The sequence below is a fragment of the Runella defluvii genome, assembly GCF_014195535.1.
Lineage (GTDB): Bacteria > Bacteroidota > Bacteroidia > Cytophagales > Spirosomataceae > Runella > Runella defluvii.
On sequence record NZ_JACIBY010000005.1, the window covers coordinates 331,200 to 349,202 of the forward strand.

The 18,003-nt window shown below is 48.4% G+C and carries 14 protein-coding genes; 12 read left to right on the plus strand and 2 right to left on the minus strand.

Annotated elements, in window-relative coordinates; all coding sequences use genetic code 11:
- Positions 1-144: 144 nt before the first annotated feature.
- From FHS57_RS14050 to FHS57_RS14100, 11 genes are all read left to right on the plus strand, one after another.
- Positions 145-1,164 carry a Gfo/Idh/MocA family protein gene (locus FHS57_RS14050; protein ID WP_183974613.1) on the plus strand — a complete coding sequence of 340 codons (1,020 nt, stop codon included), beginning with the start codon at positions 145-147 and terminating at the stop codon, positions 1,162-1,164.
- Between the two features lie 97 nt (positions 1,165-1,261).
- Positions 1,262-2,656, plus strand: a complete 1,395-nt coding sequence (locus tag FHS57_RS14055; protein ID WP_183974615.1) for a DegT/DnrJ/EryC1/StrS family aminotransferase — start codon at positions 1,262-1,264, stop codon at positions 2,654-2,656.
- On the plus strand, positions 2,653-3,996 hold the full coding sequence (locus FHS57_RS14060; protein ID WP_183974623.1) for a neutral/alkaline non-lysosomal ceramidase N-terminal domain-containing protein: 1,344 nt from the start codon (positions 2,653-2,655) through the stop codon (positions 3,994-3,996). The genes FHS57_RS14055 and FHS57_RS14060 overlap by 4 nt, the downstream gene beginning before the upstream one ends.
- A 277-nt stretch (positions 3,997-4,273) precedes the next feature.
- On the plus strand, positions 4,274-5,539 hold the full coding sequence (locus tag FHS57_RS14065; protein WP_183974624.1) for a hypothetical protein: 1,266 nt from the start codon (positions 4,274-4,276) through the stop codon (positions 5,537-5,539).
- Between the two features lie 7 nt (positions 5,540-5,546).
- Positions 5,547-7,481 carry a PVC-type heme-binding CxxCH protein gene (locus FHS57_RS14070; protein WP_183974626.1) on the plus strand — a complete coding sequence of 645 codons (1,935 nt, stop codon included), beginning with the start codon at positions 5,547-5,549 and terminating at the stop codon, positions 7,479-7,481.
- 25 nt (positions 7,482-7,506) lie between these two features.
- A complete protein-coding gene (locus FHS57_RS14075) occupies positions 7,507-7,830 on the plus strand; it encodes a high-potential iron-sulfur protein (protein ID WP_183974627.1) in 324 nt (107 codons plus the stop codon).
- 213 nt (positions 7,831-8,043) lie between these two features.
- Positions 8,044-9,411 (plus strand): Gfo/Idh/MocA family oxidoreductase, encoded by a 1,368-nt coding sequence (locus tag FHS57_RS14080; RefSeq protein WP_183974628.1) that lies wholly within the window; start codon positions 8,044-8,046, stop codon positions 9,409-9,411.
- A gap of 70 nt (positions 9,412-9,481) precedes the next feature.
- Positions 9,482-10,837, plus strand: a complete 1,356-nt coding sequence (locus FHS57_RS14085) for a sugar MFS transporter (protein WP_183974629.1) — start codon at positions 9,482-9,484, stop codon at positions 10,835-10,837.
- Between the two features lie 94 nt (positions 10,838-10,931).
- The gene (nagA, locus tag FHS57_RS14090) at positions 10,932-12,119 is read left to right on the plus strand and encodes an N-acetylglucosamine-6-phosphate deacetylase (RefSeq protein WP_183974630.1); all 1,188 of its coding nucleotides are present in this window, start codon (positions 10,932-10,934) and stop codon (positions 12,117-12,119) included.
- 36 nt (positions 12,120-12,155) lie between these two features.
- Positions 12,156-12,944 carry a glucosamine-6-phosphate deaminase gene (locus FHS57_RS14095; protein WP_183974631.1) on the plus strand — a complete coding sequence of 263 codons (789 nt, stop codon included), beginning with the start codon at positions 12,156-12,158 and terminating at the stop codon, positions 12,942-12,944.
- A 48-nt stretch (positions 12,945-12,992) separates the two neighbouring features.
- Positions 12,993-14,357: a putative oxidoreductase C-terminal domain-containing protein gene (locus FHS57_RS14100; protein WP_183974632.1), complete on the plus strand. Its 1,365-nt coding sequence runs from the start codon at positions 12,993-12,995 to the stop codon at positions 14,355-14,357.
- Positions 14,358-14,540: 183 nt separating this feature from the next.
- Here FHS57_RS14100 and FHS57_RS14105 read toward each other — a convergent pair whose 3' ends face one another.
- Both FHS57_RS14105 and hisB read right to left on the minus strand, forming a co-directional pair.
- Entirely contained in the window at positions 14,541-14,912 is a 372-nt protein-coding gene (locus FHS57_RS14105) for a DUF3127 domain-containing protein (RefSeq protein WP_183974633.1), read from the minus strand.
- Between the two features lie 492 nt (positions 14,913-15,404).
- Entirely contained in the window at positions 15,405-16,526 is a 1,122-nt protein-coding gene (gene hisB, locus FHS57_RS14110) for a bifunctional histidinol-phosphatase/imidazoleglycerol-phosphate dehydratase HisB (RefSeq protein ID WP_183974634.1), read from the minus strand.
- A gap of 92 nt (positions 16,527-16,618) precedes the next feature.
- On the opposite strand from hisB, the gene FHS57_RS14115 reads away from it, so the two are divergent.
- Entirely contained in the window at positions 16,619-17,965 is a 1,347-nt protein-coding gene (locus tag FHS57_RS14115) for an amidohydrolase (RefSeq protein WP_183974636.1), read from the plus strand.
- Positions 17,966-18,003 lie beyond the last annotated feature (38 nt).

Sequence of the window (18,003 nt, forward strand, 5' to 3'; positions counted from 1 at the left end):
AAATTTTATGCAAAAATGTAAACAAATTTTAAGTATCTTTGTAAAGTTAAAAAATATTTATCCAATGACACCGTAATAGTAGTACAAATATGTCTTCCTAAATATAGATAATATATTGTCTATACCCAATCATCTGTTTTCATCATGAAAAAAACCACATTTACTAGAAGAAATTTTGTTAAAAGCGCTACTGTCGGAAGTTTATCGTTGTCAGCCCTTGCCCCTTCCTCTTTTGCCTCTGCGTCCGCAACGGTAGCCGCAGGCAAGCGAGTAGGCATCATTGGCCTTGATACCTCGCACAGTACCGCCTTTACCAAAGTTCTCAATGCGTCCGATGCTAGTGCCGACTACCAAGGCTACAAAATAGTCGCGGCCTATCCACACGGCAGCAAAGACATTGAAAGTAGCACCAAACGCATTCCTAGTTATACCGAAGAAGTCAAAAAATTGAATGTCGAAATCGTCGATTCGATTGAAGCATTGTTAGAAAAAGTCGATGTGGTGTTGCTCGAAACCAACGACGGCCGCCGTCACCTCGAACAACTTATCCCTGTTCTTAAAGCAGGAAAACGCGTCTTTATCGACAAACCCATTGCCGCTTCGCTTTCCGACGTCCTCACCATCTTTGAAACCGCCAAAAAATACCAAATGCCACTTTTCTCCGCTTCTTCGTTGCGGCACATAAAAGGCGTAGAAAAAGTGGATAAAACCAAAGTCGTAGGCGCTGATACCTTTAGCCCTGCGGTGTTGGAAAAAACGCACCCCGATTTATTCTGGTACGGCATTCACGGCGTCGAAACGCTCTACACTGTCATGGGTACGGGCTGCAAACAAGTGATTAGAATCAACAACGAAGGTACCGACATTGTGGTAGGTACTTGGGCCGACGGGCGCGTGGGTACCTTCCGTGGAACACGCACGGGCAAACACGACTACGGCGGCACGGTTTATACCCAAAACGGCAACATCGTTCTCGGCCCTTATGGCGGTTACGAGCCTCTGTTAAAGGACATTGTCGCTTATTTTGAAACGGGCCAAGTCCCCGTTACCCCCGAAGAAACGATTGAAATTTTTGCCTTTATGGAAGCCGCCGACGAAAGTAAACGCCAAGGCGGAGTCCCCGTAACGCTTGAAAGTGTGTTAAAAAAAGCAAGAAAAAGCTAGACGGTGTGGGTGGTTTCTCAAAACCACCCATCGAGTTTCTCAAAACCCCCGTTTGTTGGTAGTAATCCCCTCATTTTGACTAAAAACCTGTATTTATATGCCTTCCCAACCCTTTTCACGACGAGAGTTTCTCAAACGAAATTCGCTTACGGGACTCGGCGCTGCCTTGGCTCCCACCCTGCTAACGACCTCACCCGCAGAAGCTAACGCAAAATCAGTCACGTTTTCGTTGGCAGAGCCTCCAGCGTTGTTGGGAGGCAAACCCGTACGGACGCAACAGTGGCCTACGTGGCCCATTTGGAAACCCGAAACTGATGAAAAACAACTGCTCGAAGTTATCCGCAGCGGCGTTTGGTCACGGGCCAATGTCGTCACCGACTTTGAAGCAAAATGGGCACAAGCCGTCGGTGCAAAGCGTTCGTTGGCGGTAGTCAATGGCACCAACGCCCTCATCACAGCATTGGCACAGCTCAACATTCGCGGGGGCGATGAAGTACTGGTACCTCCTTATACCTTTATCGGAACGGTCGCGCCCGTCATTGCCAACGGCGCTATGCCCGTATTTGTCGATGTTGACCCCGAAACGTTTCAGATTGACCCTGCCAAAATTGAGGCCAAAATCACGCCTCGCACCAAAGCCATTATCCCTGTGCATATTTTAGGCTTGCCAGCCAATATGCCACAGATTTTGGCCATTGCCAAAAAACACAAATTGGCCGTGATTGAAGATGCTTGTCAGGCGCATTTGGCCGAAATCAACCACCAAAAAGTAGGAACTTTTGGCGATGCGGGCTGTTTTAGCTTCCAAAATTCCAAAAACTTAGCCATCGGCGAAGCTGGAGCGATTGTAAGCAACAACGACTTATTTATGGATCGTTGCTTTTCGTACCACAACTACGGTAACCCCTACGGGATGGCTTCGGGAGTGATTGGCGCGGGTACCATCATGCAGGGCAACAAACAACGCATTACTGAATACCAAGCCGCCATTGGGTTAGCACAACTCAAACGGCTGGAAGGAGAAACTAACCTCCGCAACGAAAATGCGGCTTACCTAAAAGCCAAAATCGAACAAATCCCAGGTATTATTCCGTACAAGCTGTACGGCAATGTCACCAAAGCAGCCTTCCATTTATTTCCGTTCCGTTATCAAAAATCGGCCTTTAAAGGACTTTCACGCGACACGTTCTTAAAAGCGCTGACGGCCGAGGGAATCCCATGTTCGAAAGGTTACGCGACCCTCAACAACATGCCTTACCTCGACGATGCGTTCCAATCGAAAAATTTCCAGAAAATGTACCCCAAGGCCATGCTGGATTTTAAAAGCTACGTGGAGCGGAACCATTGTCCCAACAACGACCGCCTTTGCAACGAAGAAGCCGTTTGGTTTACCCAAAATATGCTCCTCGGTACACGCGCCGACATGGACGACATCGCCAATGCCATCGAAAAAATCTTTACCCACGCCGATAAACTCCTGACAATGAAATGAGAAAGCATCTTTGGCTGGTGGGGTTATTCATCATTTCAACCACCTTTGCAAAAGGCTGGAAAGCAGGCGTTTCCAAAGTCGTTATTACACCTAAAGAAGCGATTTGGCAAGCAGGGTATGCCTCGCGCACCCACGCTTCGGAAGGAAAACTGCACGATTTGTGGGCCAAAGCCGTGGCACTGGAAGACGAAAATGGCCAACGCTCGGTGCTGGTTACTACCGATATGCTGGGGTTTCCTAAAGCCATGTCAGACCGCATCCGAAGCCAGCTACAAGCACGTTTTGGGTTGAGTAAAGCGAATGTGCTCTTGAACAGTTCGCACACACATTCTGGCCCTGTGCTGTACGATGCCCTGCACGATATTTATCCCCTCAATGCCGCCGAAGAAGCCAAAATCAACCAGTATTCGCGTTGGTTGGAGGGGCAAGTGGTGGAGTTAATTGGCAATGCGTTGAAAAACTTGGAACCCGTTGAGCTGTTTTCCCAAAACGGCGTAACCCGCTTTCAGGTCAACCGACGTAACAATAAAGAAGGGGCTCTGCTCGAACAAACCGAATTAAAAGGCCCCAACGACTACGCCGTCCCTGTCATCAAAGCCGTGACGCCCAAAGGAAAGCTCAAAGCCATTGTTTTCGGCTACGCTTGCCACCCTACCGTACTCGACCTTTACGCCCTTTCGGGGGATTACCCTGGTTTTGCCCAAATCGAGTTAGAAAAAACGCACCCCGAAGCCACTGCTTTGTTTTTTCAAGGTGCCGCAGGCGACCAAAACCCTTTGCCTCGCCGCACGGTTTCGTTGGCCAAGCAATACGGCAAAGAACTCGCCGCCGCCGTGGAACGGGTGTTGGAAGAACCCATGAAACCGCTGTCGGCGCAGTTTCAATCGGCTTACGCCGAGGTCACGTTACCGCTTTCGGCCCCACCTACGGAGGCACAACTGTTGAAAGTTCAGCAAACTGAAGCCCCCTACATGCAGCGTTGGGCTACTCGCCTGCTCAGTGAAATGAAGCAAGGAAAGCCGTTTGTCTCGTCTTACCCTTACCCCATCCAACTTTGGAAATTAGGCGAACAGGCTTTGTTCAGTTTTGGGGGGGAATTGGTCATTGAATACGCCATTGAGTGCAAAAAGCGCTACGGAACGGACATTTTTGTGGCGGCTTATTCCAACGACGTCATGGGTTATATCCCTTCCGCCACGATACTGAAAGAAGGGGGCTACGAAGGTCAATCGTCGCAAATGGTGTATGGCTTGCCGAGCGTTTGGGACGCATCAGTGCCTTCCTTGATTTATGTCGAAATTGACAAACTAGCAAAGCAAATTAAGCTCGTGCCGAAATAGGGTATCTAACACACGGTTGTAAGCAACCGTAACGTGAGGGTACTCATACCCTCACGCACACAGAACACGCGGTTGTGAGCAACCGCGATGCGAGGGTATGAGTACCCTCGCTCACTAGGAACCCTTGCCGCGGAGCGGCTACCTGTTTGTAGCATAAAAATAATAACACAATCCACTTGCCACGTAGTGGCTACCCAGCTACAATGCGAGGGTATGAGTACCCTCGCTCACTAGGCGCACACACCAATAATTATTTTTTCCAAAAAACCACAACCACATGAATTCACTTACTGCCAAAGCCTACTTTTCGGGTTTTGAGTTGGCTCACGATACCTACAACGCCATTTCAGTGGCGAGCAACGGTAAAGTTTATTACGTTCTTTGTTCAGAATCGTACGACATCGGCGGACAAATGTACGCTTACGACCCCGCTACTGACCAAACCGAATGGGTAGCCGACCTCACCGACGTCTGCGGCGAAAAAGAAGCTAACGCCATTCCGCAGGGAAAAAGCCACGTTCGTTTTTACGAAAACAACGGCAAACTTTATTTTGCTACCCACATTGGCGTCTATGAGATGATTGAGGGCATGGAGCGCCTTCCTACCCAAGCACCCAATGGAAAAAATCTCTACCCTGGGGGACATTTTCTTTCCTACGATTTGGCTACGGGTGAATTTGAAGACCTCGCTCTTGCCCCTGATGGCGAAGGGATTTTAACCATGACTATCGACCGTGAACGAGGGCATTTGTACGGCATTACGTGGCCGTTGGGGTATTTTATTGACCTCGACCTTTCGACCAAAACCCTTAAAAAAGTAGCGTTAGTTTCGGCCAATGGTGAGGCTGGTATTCCTGGAGATGACTACCGTGTTTTGTGCCGTTCGATGCTCGTTGACCCGCGTGATGGTAACGTTTATTTTTCCACCGCCGAAGGAGACATTTTCACTTACCAACCTGATGATGAAGGGCTAACCAAGCTAGAAAACATTGACTTACGTATCGACTATTTTGGCAAATACGACCCCAAACACCCAGGCAGCATGGGGTACAATTGGCGGAAAATTTTCTGGTATGCTCCTGAACAAGTTGCCTACGGAATCCACGGAAATTCGGGGTATTTGTTCCGTTTTGACCCCAAAGCTCAAAAAATAGAACTTGTTGAACGCCTCACGTCGGAGCCTTCGCGCAAAAGTGGCATGTTCGACCAATTTAGCTACGGGTATTTGGGCTTCCAATTAGGCCCCGACCACGAAACCATTTATTACCTCACAGGTGGTCCTATTTACATCGACGGGAAACGGGTCAAAGGAGCCGACCAAATTGCCAAAGGAGCCGCCAAAGGACTCGAAAACCTGCATTTGGTTACGTACCACTTACCGACCCTCACTTACCACGACCACGGCCCGATTTTCTACGCCGACGGCAGCCGCCCTACTTACGTTAATTCCGTTGCCATTGGCGCCGATAAGTCGGTCTATACCTTGGCACGCTTTGACCACCAAGGACACGAGATTCAAGATTTAGTAAAAATCAGTTTGTAATATCCCAATGAATGCCTCGAAAAACCTTCTCTTCTTCGCACTTGTAGGACTCAGTTGGTCGTGTGCGCATTATACCGACCCCCTCACCCCCGACGAAGCCCTCAAAAGCTTTACCTTGAGCGACGACCGCCTCCAAGTCGAAGTATTTGCCACCGAACCGCACGTACTCGACCCCGTTGAAATGGTGTTTGACGAGGAGGGAAACGCGTTTGTTGTCGAGATGCCCGACTACCCTTCCAAACCCGAAGATGGGACGTTGGGAGGAGCGATTCGGCTCCTGCGCGATACCAACCAAGACGGGCGCATTGATTCGGCCATTGTTTTTGCCGACAACCTTTCGGAAGCTACTAGCATTTTGCCGTGGGAAGGAGGACTACTAGTCGCCGCCGCTCCCGATATTTTGTTTTTAAAAGATACTACAGGCGACTACCGCGCCGATATTCGTGAGGTACTTTTTACGGGCTTTTTTGCCAACAATTCGGAAGCACAAATCACCAACTTGCACTACAACGTCGATAACTGGATTTATGCCTCCAACTGTGGGCAAGATGGGCTAGTAAAATTTATGCGAAACCCCAAATTACCACCCATTTCGGTCAAAGGCGGCGATTTTCGTTTTCGTCTCGACCGAGGGCAGTTTGAAATTGAGTCGAGTACGGGGCAATTTGGGATGTCGGTCGATGACTGGGGCAACCGCTTTTTTACCGAAAACTCCCTGCACATTCAGCACGCCCCCATTGCAGGACGTTATTTGTTCCGTCATCCATTTTTGCCGTCGTACGATGTGGCTTTGAATATCTCCGACCACGACCCTGACATGTTTCAAGAAACGCCCGCTCCCTACTGGCGTCAAGAACGTACCAAGCGCCGCAATGAGCAGTTTGCCGAAGCCAAACTCGACCGCCACGAATACGCCGAAGATCATTTTACAGGAGCTTCGGGAGGAACATTTTACGGCGGAAATTTACTTCCCGACGACTACCATGGTTCGGTGTTTACGGGCGAAGTGGCGGGAAATTTGATTCACCGTGACGTTATACAACCATTGCCCAATAGCCCAACGTTTGTTGCCAAACGCGGGGAAAAAGAAAAGACCACCGAGTTTTTGACCTCTTCCGACCCGTGGTTTCGACCTGCGCAACTGAGCGTGGGCCCCAACGGCGTGCTGTACGTCATCGACATGTACCGACAGCACATCGAAACTCCCACGGCCATTCCTGAAGATTTAAAAGAAGAAATGGATTTTTTCAACGGTAACAAACTCGGGCGCATTTACCAGATTGCCCCAAAAGAAGCCAAACTAACGCACGAAGCGCCTAAATTACGTTCAAAATCATCGGCCGAATTGGTTGCGCTTTTAGCTCATCCGCAGCAATGGTGGCGGCTCAATGCCCAGCGACTTTTGCTCGAAAAGAAAGATAAATCGATACTTCCCGCCGTGACTGACCTTTTCTTAACGCACGCCGACGCTCGCGCTCGTTTGCACGCATTTTTTGTCTTGGAAGGACTTAATACCCTGACGCCCAGCTTGATCAAAAAAGCCCTCACCGACGCTCAGCCCGACCTCCGCGCCTATGGCCTCATCGAAGCCGAAAAGTGGCCTGAGTTAGTACCTGAACTTATCGAAAAAACCACTGACCTGTCGCCCAAAGTATCGTTTCAAGCTTGTTTGAGCCTTGGGCAGTACAAAACCCCTGCTGCTTCAACCGCATTGGCCCGTGCCCTCTCAAAACACGTTCAGGACAAATGGTACCGCATGGGAATTTTAAGTTCGGAGACAGGAGCCTCTTTTGCACTCATTGAAGTATTGCAAAAGGAAGGTTTTTTTGATCGAATGACACCCGACAAAGAAAGTTTCCTCAACGACTTTGCTCACGTGGTGCGTACCCGCAATCGCTCAGGGGAAGCTCAGCGATTAGCCCTTTTGTTGGGGAAGAAATAACAGGTTTATTTTATCATTAACCCGCATGAAAAGAAGAGAATTTATCGCCACTGCGTTACCGATAGTACCCGCCTCCGCATTTTTAGTGAGTAGCTGTCAACCAAAATCGGCTTCTCATTCTGAAACGACCGACCCTTGCAAAGATTTTTCAATGGTTAGTGAGAATGACCTAAAAACTCGGAAAAAACTGGGGTATGTCGATGCCTCACCCCGTGCCGAGTCTCAGTGTGGAAATTGCAATTTGTGGCTTCCTCCCAAAGATGGCAAAGCCTGCGGTGGCTGTATGTTGTTCAAAGGCCCCGTTCAAACGGCAGGTTATTGTACGTATTGGGCACCGCAAAGCAAATAACAAACCTTTCCAAGTTTTGTAAACCATCGAAAAAGAAACTTGGAAAGACTAAGATACTTTCCAAGGTTCGTAAAGCGTCGAAAAATAGCCTTGGAAAGGTTAAAAACCTTTCCAAGGTTCACAGGAAACTTGGAAAGTTTAGGCAAAACCTCGGGCTAACCTTTATTTTTGCAGGTGTCAATAAACACATTATTTCTAACCAAAAACCTTTACATGAGCCAAAACTCAACTTCATCCAACAGCGCTTCTCGCCGCGATTTTCTCAAAAAAAGCCTAACAGGAACGGCCGTTTTGACCGTAGGCGGTGTTCTTCCAGGCTTTAGTGCAAAAAGTTATGCCAATATTTTGGGCGCTAACGACAAGGTACGCCTCGGTGTCATGGGAGTCAACAGCCGTGGATTTGCCTTGGCAACCAACTTTGCTCTTCAACCTAACTGCGAAGTCGTCAGTATTTCAGACGTGGATTCAAAAGCCGCTGCAAAGTGCGTGGCGGGGGTAGAGAAAATCCAAAACCGCAAGCCAAAAGAAACGCCCGACTTCCGCAAAGCACTGGAAGACAAAGACATGGACGGCCTCATCGTTGCTGCTCCTGACCACTGGCACGCCCCTGCGGCTATTTTGGCTTCAAAAGCAGGTAAACACGTGTATTTGGAAAAACCATGCAGCCACAACCCGCACGAAGGCGAATTGTTGATGGCCGTAGCTGCCAAGTACAAAAACGTGATTCAGATGGGAAACCAGCGTCGGTCGTGGCCCAACGTCAAACAAGCCATCAAAGAAATTCACGACGGAGTAATTGGTCGCCCGTATTTTGCCAAAGGCTGGTACACCAACAACCGCCCTACCATCGGGACGGGCAAAGCAACGGCCGTACCGTCGTGGCTCAACTTTGATTTGTGGCAAGGCCCCGCGCCACGCAAAGCCTATAAAGACAACATCATCCACTACAACTGGCACTGGTTTTGGAATTGGGGAACGGGTGAAGCCCTCAACAACGGCACCCATATGCTCGACCTCATGCGTTGGGGATTGCAGGTAAGTTATCCGACCAAAGTTTCCTCTTCGGGTGGGCGTTACCGCTACCAAGACGACTGGGAAACACCAGATACCCAAGTTATTAACCTCGAATTTGGCAAGGATAAATTCATGACGTGGGAAGGCCGTAGCTGCAACAGCCGCAATATCGAAGGCAGCAGCGTAGGCGTTTCGTTTTACGGAGAAAAAGGTACGTTGGAATACGGCGGCGGCAATGCGTACAAAATTTATGATTTGGACAACAAGGTCATCAAAGACGTTACCAACGACATGCCGATTGATCCTCGAAACAAAATGAATCCTTCGCAAGCATTGGACGCCACTCACTTCCAAAACTTTGTGGAAGCCATCAAAAAAGGGACGCCGTTGGCATCCGATATTATAAGCGGACACCAGAGTACGCTTTTGTGTCAGTTGGGGAACATCGCTTTGCGTTCCAACAGCATTTTGGACATTGACCCCACCAACGGGCACATCAAGAACAACAAAGAAGCGCAGAAATTCTGGAAACGTGAGTACGAAAAAGGCTGGGAGCCAACGTTGTAACGATTCTTTCTAAACCTAACCAACTTCCCGAAAGTGGGTAACTTTCGGGAAGTCCAAAACCATCCTTTCTATGAAATCCTCTACTGCTGCCGTTGAAGTAAGCAGCCTAAGCCCGCGCGAAACCACCGTTTCTATTTTCTTGATTGGGCTGATGTTTTTTATCTTCGGCTTCATTTCGTGGGTCAACTCCATTCTGATTCCTTACTTCAAAATTGCCTGCGAACTCACCAGCTTTCAAGCCTATTTGGTGGCGTTTGCGTTTTACATTGCCTACTTTATCATGTCGGTACCTGCCTCGTATCTGCTCAAAACCCAAGGGTTCAAAAAGGGCATGATGTTTGGCTTTTGGGCGATGGCGTTGGGTGCGTTTATTTTCGTTCCTGCTGCTATGACGCGCACTTATGGCATTTTCTTGATGGGACTGTTTACGATTGGCATTGGGTTAGCCATTTTACAAACCGCTGCCAATCCTTACATCACCATTTTAGGCCCAAAAGAACGTGGTGCTCAACGAATTAGCATCATGGGAATTTGCAACAAAGCCGCGGGAATTTTGTCACCGTTGGTATTTGCTGCCGTGATTTTACGCCCCACCGACACCGATTTATTTGCGCAACTTGGCACGATGAATCCCACCGAAAAAAGCGCTGCTTTGGACGAACTCGTCCGTCGGGTGATTCAGCCTTACACTGTTTTAGGAATATTTTTATTTGTGTTGGGGTACTTGGTGTATCGCTCGCCTTTACCCGAAATCAATACCGAACACGAAAGCCCCGAAGTCGCCAGTGCCAACGCGGGCAAAACCAGCATTTTCCAGTTTCCGCACCTTATTTTGGGGGCTGTGGCCATTTTCCTTCACGTAGGTACGCAGGTGATTGCCATTGATACCGTCATTGGGTATGCCAACTCCATGGGCATTGATTTGCTCAAGGCCAAAACATTTCCGTCCTACACCTTGGCTTGTACCATTTGTGGGTACATCATCGGGATTATCACCATCCCCAGATTTGTCAGTCAGGTCAATGCCCTGCGCTTTTGTACGGTGTTGGGAACGGTGTTTACGTTGCTCATTATTTTTGCCAAAGGCACCGTTCAATTTCTAGGCCATACCGCCGACCTTTCGATTTGGTTTGTGGTATTACTTGGCTTGGCCAACTCACTCGTATGGGCGGGAATTTGGCCCTTGGCGTTGGACGGCCTTGGACGTTATACCAAACTCGGCGCCTCGATTCTCATCATGGGCTTGTGTGGCAATGCCATTATGCCGCTTTTCTACGGCTATTTTGCCGATTTGTACGACGTGCGCACTGCGTATTGGGTGTTGTTGCCTTGTTATTTGTACTTGGTGTATTATGCGGCCTACGGCCATAAAGTGAAACGTTGGGGAACCTCACCCCAACCCCTCTCCTTTCAGGAGAAGGGCTAAACTTTGCTCTTAAACCCCTTATCATGGGGTTTATCCTTACCCCAACTCCTCTCAGGAGAAGGGCTAATTTTTTAGCCAAAAAGACCTGCATTTTATGAAAATAAAAATCAGTAACGGGACTGTTCTCACGCCCTTTCGCGCCATTAAAAATGGAACGGTGGTGGTGGAAAATGGTCAAGTCCTCGGTGTCCATGAAGGCAATATAGACGTACCCGAAGCCGAAGAAATCGACGCCCAAGGGCGATACATTTCTCCTGGGTTTATCGACATCCACGTCCACGGCGGTGGTGGCGCCGATTTTATGGATGGTACCGAAGAAGCATTTCTGACGGTTGCCAAACTGCACGCGCGTTTCGGTACAACTGCCTTGGTACCTACCACGCTCACCGCCGAAAAGGAAGATTTTCTCCACACGCTCGATGTGTATGAAAAAGCCCATCGACGCAATACCAACGGCGCGGCCTTTTTAGGGATTCACCTCGAAGGCCCCTATTTTGCGCTAAGTCAGCGGGGAGCGCAAGACCCGCGTTACATCCGCAAGCCTGACCCCGCCGAATACGAGGAAATTCTGAACTATTCGTCGTCCATCGTCCGCTGGAGCGCGGCTCCTGAATTAGAAGGAGCGATTCCGTTTGGACAACGGTTACGTCAAAAAGGGATTTTGGCGGCTATTGCTCATACCGATGCTTATTACGACGATGTGTTGGCAGCCTACGAAAATGGCTATTCACTCGTCACTCATTTGTATTCAGCGATGTCGGGTGTGACGCGCAAAAACGCCTTTCGCTACGCGGGGGTGATTGAAAGCTCGTACTTACTTGACTTAGACGTAGAAATCATCGGTGATGGCATTCATTTGCCCGCTCCTTTGCTCCAATTTGTCTATAAATTCAAAGGCCCTGACCGCACTGCCCTCATCACCGACGCCATGCGCGGCGCAGGGATGCCCGAAGGAGAAAGTGTGCTGGGGTCATTGAAAAATGGCTTGCCCGTTATCATCGAAGACGGTGTGGCCAAACTCCCCGACCGTACCTCGTTTGCGGGCAGCGTCGCCACCTTCGACCGACTAGTGCGCAACATGATTACGATGGCCAATGTACCGTTGTTGGATGCCGTTCGCATGGCAAGCACCACCCCCGCCCGCATCATGGGCGTTAGCGACCGCAAAGGCTCGCTCGCCAAAGGCAAAGACGCTGACATTGTTATTTTTGATGAAAATATCAACGTCGGGATGACGATGGTGGGGGGGAAAGTAGTGTATAATCAGATGCCTACGGCATGACAAATCGTTTAAATGTATCAACCTTACGTTCAAAAAATGCCTCTTTTGCAAGAAACAACCGTTGACAAACTCCACGTCAAATTAGCCCAAAATCGCCAAGAATTAGGGCAATATGCCGCCGAAATGGCTGCTACAAACATTAAATCATTGCTCCAAAGCCAAGAAACCGTCAATATTATTTTTGCCGCTGCTCCGTCGCAAAACGAGTTTTTGGACGCCCTCGCTATTCAGCCTGGTATTGAATGGCAACGGGTGAATGCCTTTCACATGGACGAATACATTGGCTTGTCGGACGACGCGCCGCAGCGGTTTGGCAACTTTCTCAAAGACCGATTTTTTGCCAAAGTACCGTTGAGAGAAGTGTTTTACATCCATGGAAACGTAGCAGACGCCGAAGCAGAATGTCAACTTTACTCGGCTTTGTTGACCCAATACCCTACCGACATCGTTTGCATGGGCATCGGCGAAAACTGCCACATTGCGTTCAACGACCCGCACATTGCGTTTTTCAACGACCCTGTGCTAGTCAAAAGGGTGGACTTAGACCTTACGAGCCGTCAGCAGCAAGTACACGACGGCTGTTTTGCGTCGTTGGAGCTTGTTCCCGAGTATGCCCTTACGCTTACGATTCCTGCGTTGGTGAAAGCGCCCACGGTGTTTTGCATGGTTCCTGCGGCCCACAAAGCCGAAGCCATTTACCACACCCTCCTCGATGACATCAGCGAAGTATATCCATCAACGATTTTGCGTACCCACTCCAACGCCACCCTGTTTATCGATCCTAATAGCGCTCAGCAGTGGTTGGAAGCTAGGGAAACTAAGTAAATTTGTGGCCACAAACGCTTATTCCTTAAAAAATCACCCACAAATTCTATGAAGAATCGCCTTCTAGGCTGCTTATTAGCTGCAAGTAGTTTAACCCTCCCCAGCATGGGACAACAAGCCAAAAAGCCCATTAGCCTCATCGTGCTTGAGCCTGGGCACTTTCATGCCGCACTGGTACAAAATACCCGCTACGACAACGTCAACCCCGTCGTGCACGTGTATGCCACCAAAGGCCCCGATGTAGAGGCGTATCTCGATAAAATTAAAAAGTACAACACCCGCTCTGACGACCCTACGCAGTGGGACGAGAAAGTTTATACGGGCACTGACTTTTTCCAGAAGATGTTGAGCGAAAAAGCAGGAAATTTGGTGGTTTTGGCAGGAAATAACCAAAAGAAAACCGACTACATCAAAAAATCGGTGGACGCGGGGCTGAACGTGTTGGCCGATAAACCCATGGCCATTGATGCCGCTGGTTTTTCGTTGTTGCAAGAAGCTTTTGCCCAAGCCAAAAAGAAAAACGTATTGCTCTACGACATCATGACGGAGCGCTACGAAATCAGCAATGCCCTCCAACGCGAGCTTGCGCTGGTGCCCGCCATTTTTGGTACACTCCAAAAAGGCACGCCCCAAGACCCTGCTGTTACCAAAGAGAGCGTTCACCACTTTTTCAAGTACGTTTCGGGCGAGCCGCTGATTCGTCCATCGTGGTTTTTTGACGTAAAACAACAAGGGGAAGGCGTAGTGGACGTGACGACTCACTTGGTGGATTTGATTCAATGGAGCTGTTTTCCCAACCAAATCATTGACTACAAAAAAGACATCAAGCTCCTCAATGCGACTCACAGCGCCACGACCATGACGCCTGAGCAATTTAAACTCGTCACCAAAAATGACACTTACCCCGATTATTTGAAAAAAGACGTAAAAGGTAAAAATCTTGAGGTCTATGCCAACGGTCAGATTGACTACACACTCAGGGGCGTACACGCACGCGCATCGGTGATTTGGAACTTCCAAGCGCCACAAGGCACGGGCGATACGCACTATTCAATTATGAAGGGAAGCAAAGCGAATCTGATTATACGTCAGGGCAAGGAGCAGAATTTTAAGCCTGTGTTGTATATCGAATCCCTTAGCAATACGCCAGCGTACGAAAAAGTAGTGGCCGAAGCGTTCAAAAAAGTACAGACAACGTATCCAGGCATCGAACTCAAGAAAAATGACAAAGGCTGGGAAGTAGTGATTCCGAAAAAATACGACATCGGCCACGAGGCGCACTTCTCACAAGTAGCGAAGAAATACATGGACTTTTTGAAGGCTGGAAAACTGCCCGAGTGGGAAGTTCCTAACATGATTTCGAAGTATTATACCACCACGCAAGCCCTCAAAATGGCACAAAGCAAAAAATAAGTAAATGGGCAAATTTGCAAATGGGGCAAAACAGCAAAATTTGCTAAATGTCTTGTCCTAGCCTAAGTTGACAATTCTGTGCTGAGGGTTGCTCACAACCCGATTGTTAGTGTCGAATTGAGAATGCAGAGTGTCGAATGGTATTTTTCTTATTCGACACTCTGCATTCGACCCTCGACATTCCTAAAATGGTAAATTATCTTCTTCGCTGGCTTCAAAGGTGGTAGGTAGCGATGTAGTAGGGCGGGTGCTTCCGCCAAAACTTGCCTCTTCGCTTGCGCCACCGCCGCCGCTCATTGAATCAATTTTCCACGCTTTTACGTCGGTGTACCAGCGGCCGTTGTATTCGCGGCTTTCGATGTCAAACGACACATTTACTTCATTACCTACTTTCAAGGCGCCTTCGTTGATTTTATCACCCCATGCCGAGATACACACTTTTTTGGGGTATTGGCCGTCGGTTTCAATGACAAAATCTTGTTTTTTCCACGTCCCATTTTTACCCTCGCCTGTTTGCAAAGGCAATAGTTGGAGTACTCTTCCTTTGATGTCCATAGTCCGTTATTCGTTTTATTGTTGATATTCGATGATTCATTTGTGGTTGTGAGCAACCACAGGCACATTATTCATTTGTAGTTGTGCGCAACCACAGGCACTTTTGCCCTTCTGACTACCTTCTCAACAAAAAGTTACATGGGTTATCAGAAGTGCTAGATACAAAAATGCGAGCTACTGATGTTCCTCAATAGCTCGCGTTTGAAATTGATGTATCGAAGACGATGAGCTTACGCTCATGCGTTTTGATTAATCTTCTTTGAAATATTTTGTGTATTTACGCTCGTTTTTCTCTAAAAGGCCTCCTACCCAAAACGCAACGCCTAACAATACTGCATAAAATATGAGGGTACCGATGGTTCTTAAGTCCATTATGATTCGTAATTTATTGTGTAAAACCTTATTTTAAAGATAGTACAAAAGTAATAGCATTCGGCATTTAGACCCAAAAAAACTGGTGTTTTTTTGTAAAATTATCCGAATGCTTTCTTGCTAAAGTACTCCCTTGGTGGATGGCAAAACATCCAGCGCTTTTAAATCACGTTTTACCGCCATTTTAATCGCTTTGGCCCACCCCTTAAAAATCGCTTCAATTTTATGGTGTTCGTTGCTTCCTTCGCACTTGATGTTGAGGTTGCACTGAGCCGTATCCGAAAACGATTTGAAGAAATGGTAAAACATTTCGGTCGGCATTTCTCCGATTTTTTCCCGCTTAAAATCAGCATCCCACACCAACCACGGACGACCCGAAAAGTCGATAGCTACTTGGGCCAATGCCTCGTCCATCGGCAACAAAAAACCATAACGACTAATACCTCGTTTGTCGCCCAATGCCTTGCGGTAGGCTTCTCCCAACGCCAAAGCGGTATCTTCAATGGTATGATGCTCGTCGATGTGCAAATCGCCCACCACCGAAATCGCTAAATCGACCCCTGAGTGTTTGGCAAGCTGGTCGAGCATGTGGTCAAAGAACCCAAGTCCTGTGTTCATTTCTGACTTACCTGTACCGTCGAGGTTGAGCTCAATTTTAATTTGAGTTTCTTTCGTCACTCGCTCTACCGAAGCCGTGCGGGCAGGCAAGCGAAGGTGTTCATAGATGACATCCCAATCGGTACTTACAAGCGAGATGGCATTGGCCAATTCGGGAGCAAGGTCGGCGGGGAGTTCGTTGGCAATATAAATGGCTTTACATCCCATATTAACCGCCAATTGCACGTCCGTCAGGCGGTCGCCCAGCACGTAGCTGTTTGCTAAATCGTACGAACCATTGAAATACTCCGTCAACAAAGCCGTGCCAGGTTTACGCGTGGGGGCGTTTTCGTGCGGGAAGGTACGATCCACGTGAATCGCCTGAAACGTCACGCCTTCGCCTTCGAGGACTTGGAGCATTTTATTTTGGGCAGGCCAAAACGTATCTTCAGGGAAAGAGTCCGTTCCTAATCCATCTTGGTTGGTTACCATCACAAAACCAAAATCGGTTTCTTCGGCCAAACGGCGAAGATTTGAGATGGATTTGGGCAAAAAAGCCAATTTTTCTAGGGAATCTACCTGAAAATCGACGGGTGGTTCAACGATAATAGTTCCGTCGCGGTCTATGAAGAGAAGTTTTTGCATCAGTTTTCGATTTTGAACCGCGAATATCGAACATCCAAGGGCGTTTTTTGTTAAATTGCTCAAAATTTTTCCTAACGACAAACTAAAATCCGATGAAAAAACCTCTCCTAAGTGGTGCATTGTTAGCTCTGAGCCTTGGCACAGGATACGCGCAAAGTGCCCTCAAGCCCGTCATCAACCAAGCGTCTGACGCTATCGAAAGCAAGGTAATTGCGTGGCGTCGCGATTTCCACGAGCACCCAGAGCTTGGAAACCAAGAATTTAGAACGGCTAAGATCGTGGCGGAGCACCTCCGTAAATTAGGCTATGAAGTAAAAGAAAAAGTAGCCGTTACGGGCGTAATTGGGGTATTGAAAGGTGGAAAACCTGGCCCCGTAGTCGCCCTTCGCGCCGACATGGACGGTCTGCCTGTGACGGAACGCGTGGATATTCCTTTCAAATCGAAAGTGGTAACGGAGTTCAACAACCAAAAAACGGGCGTCATGCACGCTTGCGGTCACGATAGCCACGTCGCTATTTTGATGGGGGTTGCTGAGGTATTGGCGTCGATGCAAAAAGACTTGGCAGGAACGGTTAAGCTTATTTTCCAACCTGCCGAAGAAGGTGTTTATACAGGCGGGACTTTTGGCGCGAATCGAATGGTGGAAGAAGGCGCATTGGACAACCCAAAAGTGGATGCTATTTTTGGACTTCATATCAATTCTCAAACCGAAGTAGGCAAAATCCGCTACCGCCCAGGTGCGACCATGGCAGCCGTTGACCAGTTGACCATCAAATTAAAAGGAAAACAAACCCACGGCGCCAACCCTTGGTCGGGCGTTGACCCTATTGTTACGGCTTCTCAGGTAGTGATGGGTTTACAAACCATCGTAAGTCGCAACGTTGATATTACTGAAAACCCTGCGGTAGTTACGGTAGGCGCGATTCACGGCGGTATTCGCTACAACATCATTCCTGAGTCACTCGAAATGATTGGTACCATCCGTACCTTCGGCGATGACCAGCAGGCGCTTGTTCACCGTCGCATCAAAGAAATTTCAACGAATATTGCCGAAAGCGCAGGCGCAAAAGCCGACGTTGAAATCGGAATTGGCTACCCAGCTACGGTCAACGACCCCGCACTTACCGATAAAATGATTCCGACGTTGGAGGCATTGGCAGGCAAAGACAACGTTCTTCTTTCACCCGTTGCTACTGGTGCTGAAGACTTTAGCTACTTCCAAAAGAAAATCCCTGGGTTCTTCTTCTTCTTGGGTGGAATGGCCAAAGGCAAAAGCCCCTATGACGTAGCACCACACCACACGCCAGATTTTTATCTCGATGAAAGCGGGTTTACGTTAGGCGTAAAATCTCTTAGCCACTTGGTGGTAGATTATATGGAGATGAACTCAAAAGCGGCAGCTTCAAGCACTACCAAAGGGAAGAAAGCGACAAAATGACGTGGGTAACCACATAGTTCAGATAGAATTTTCACATA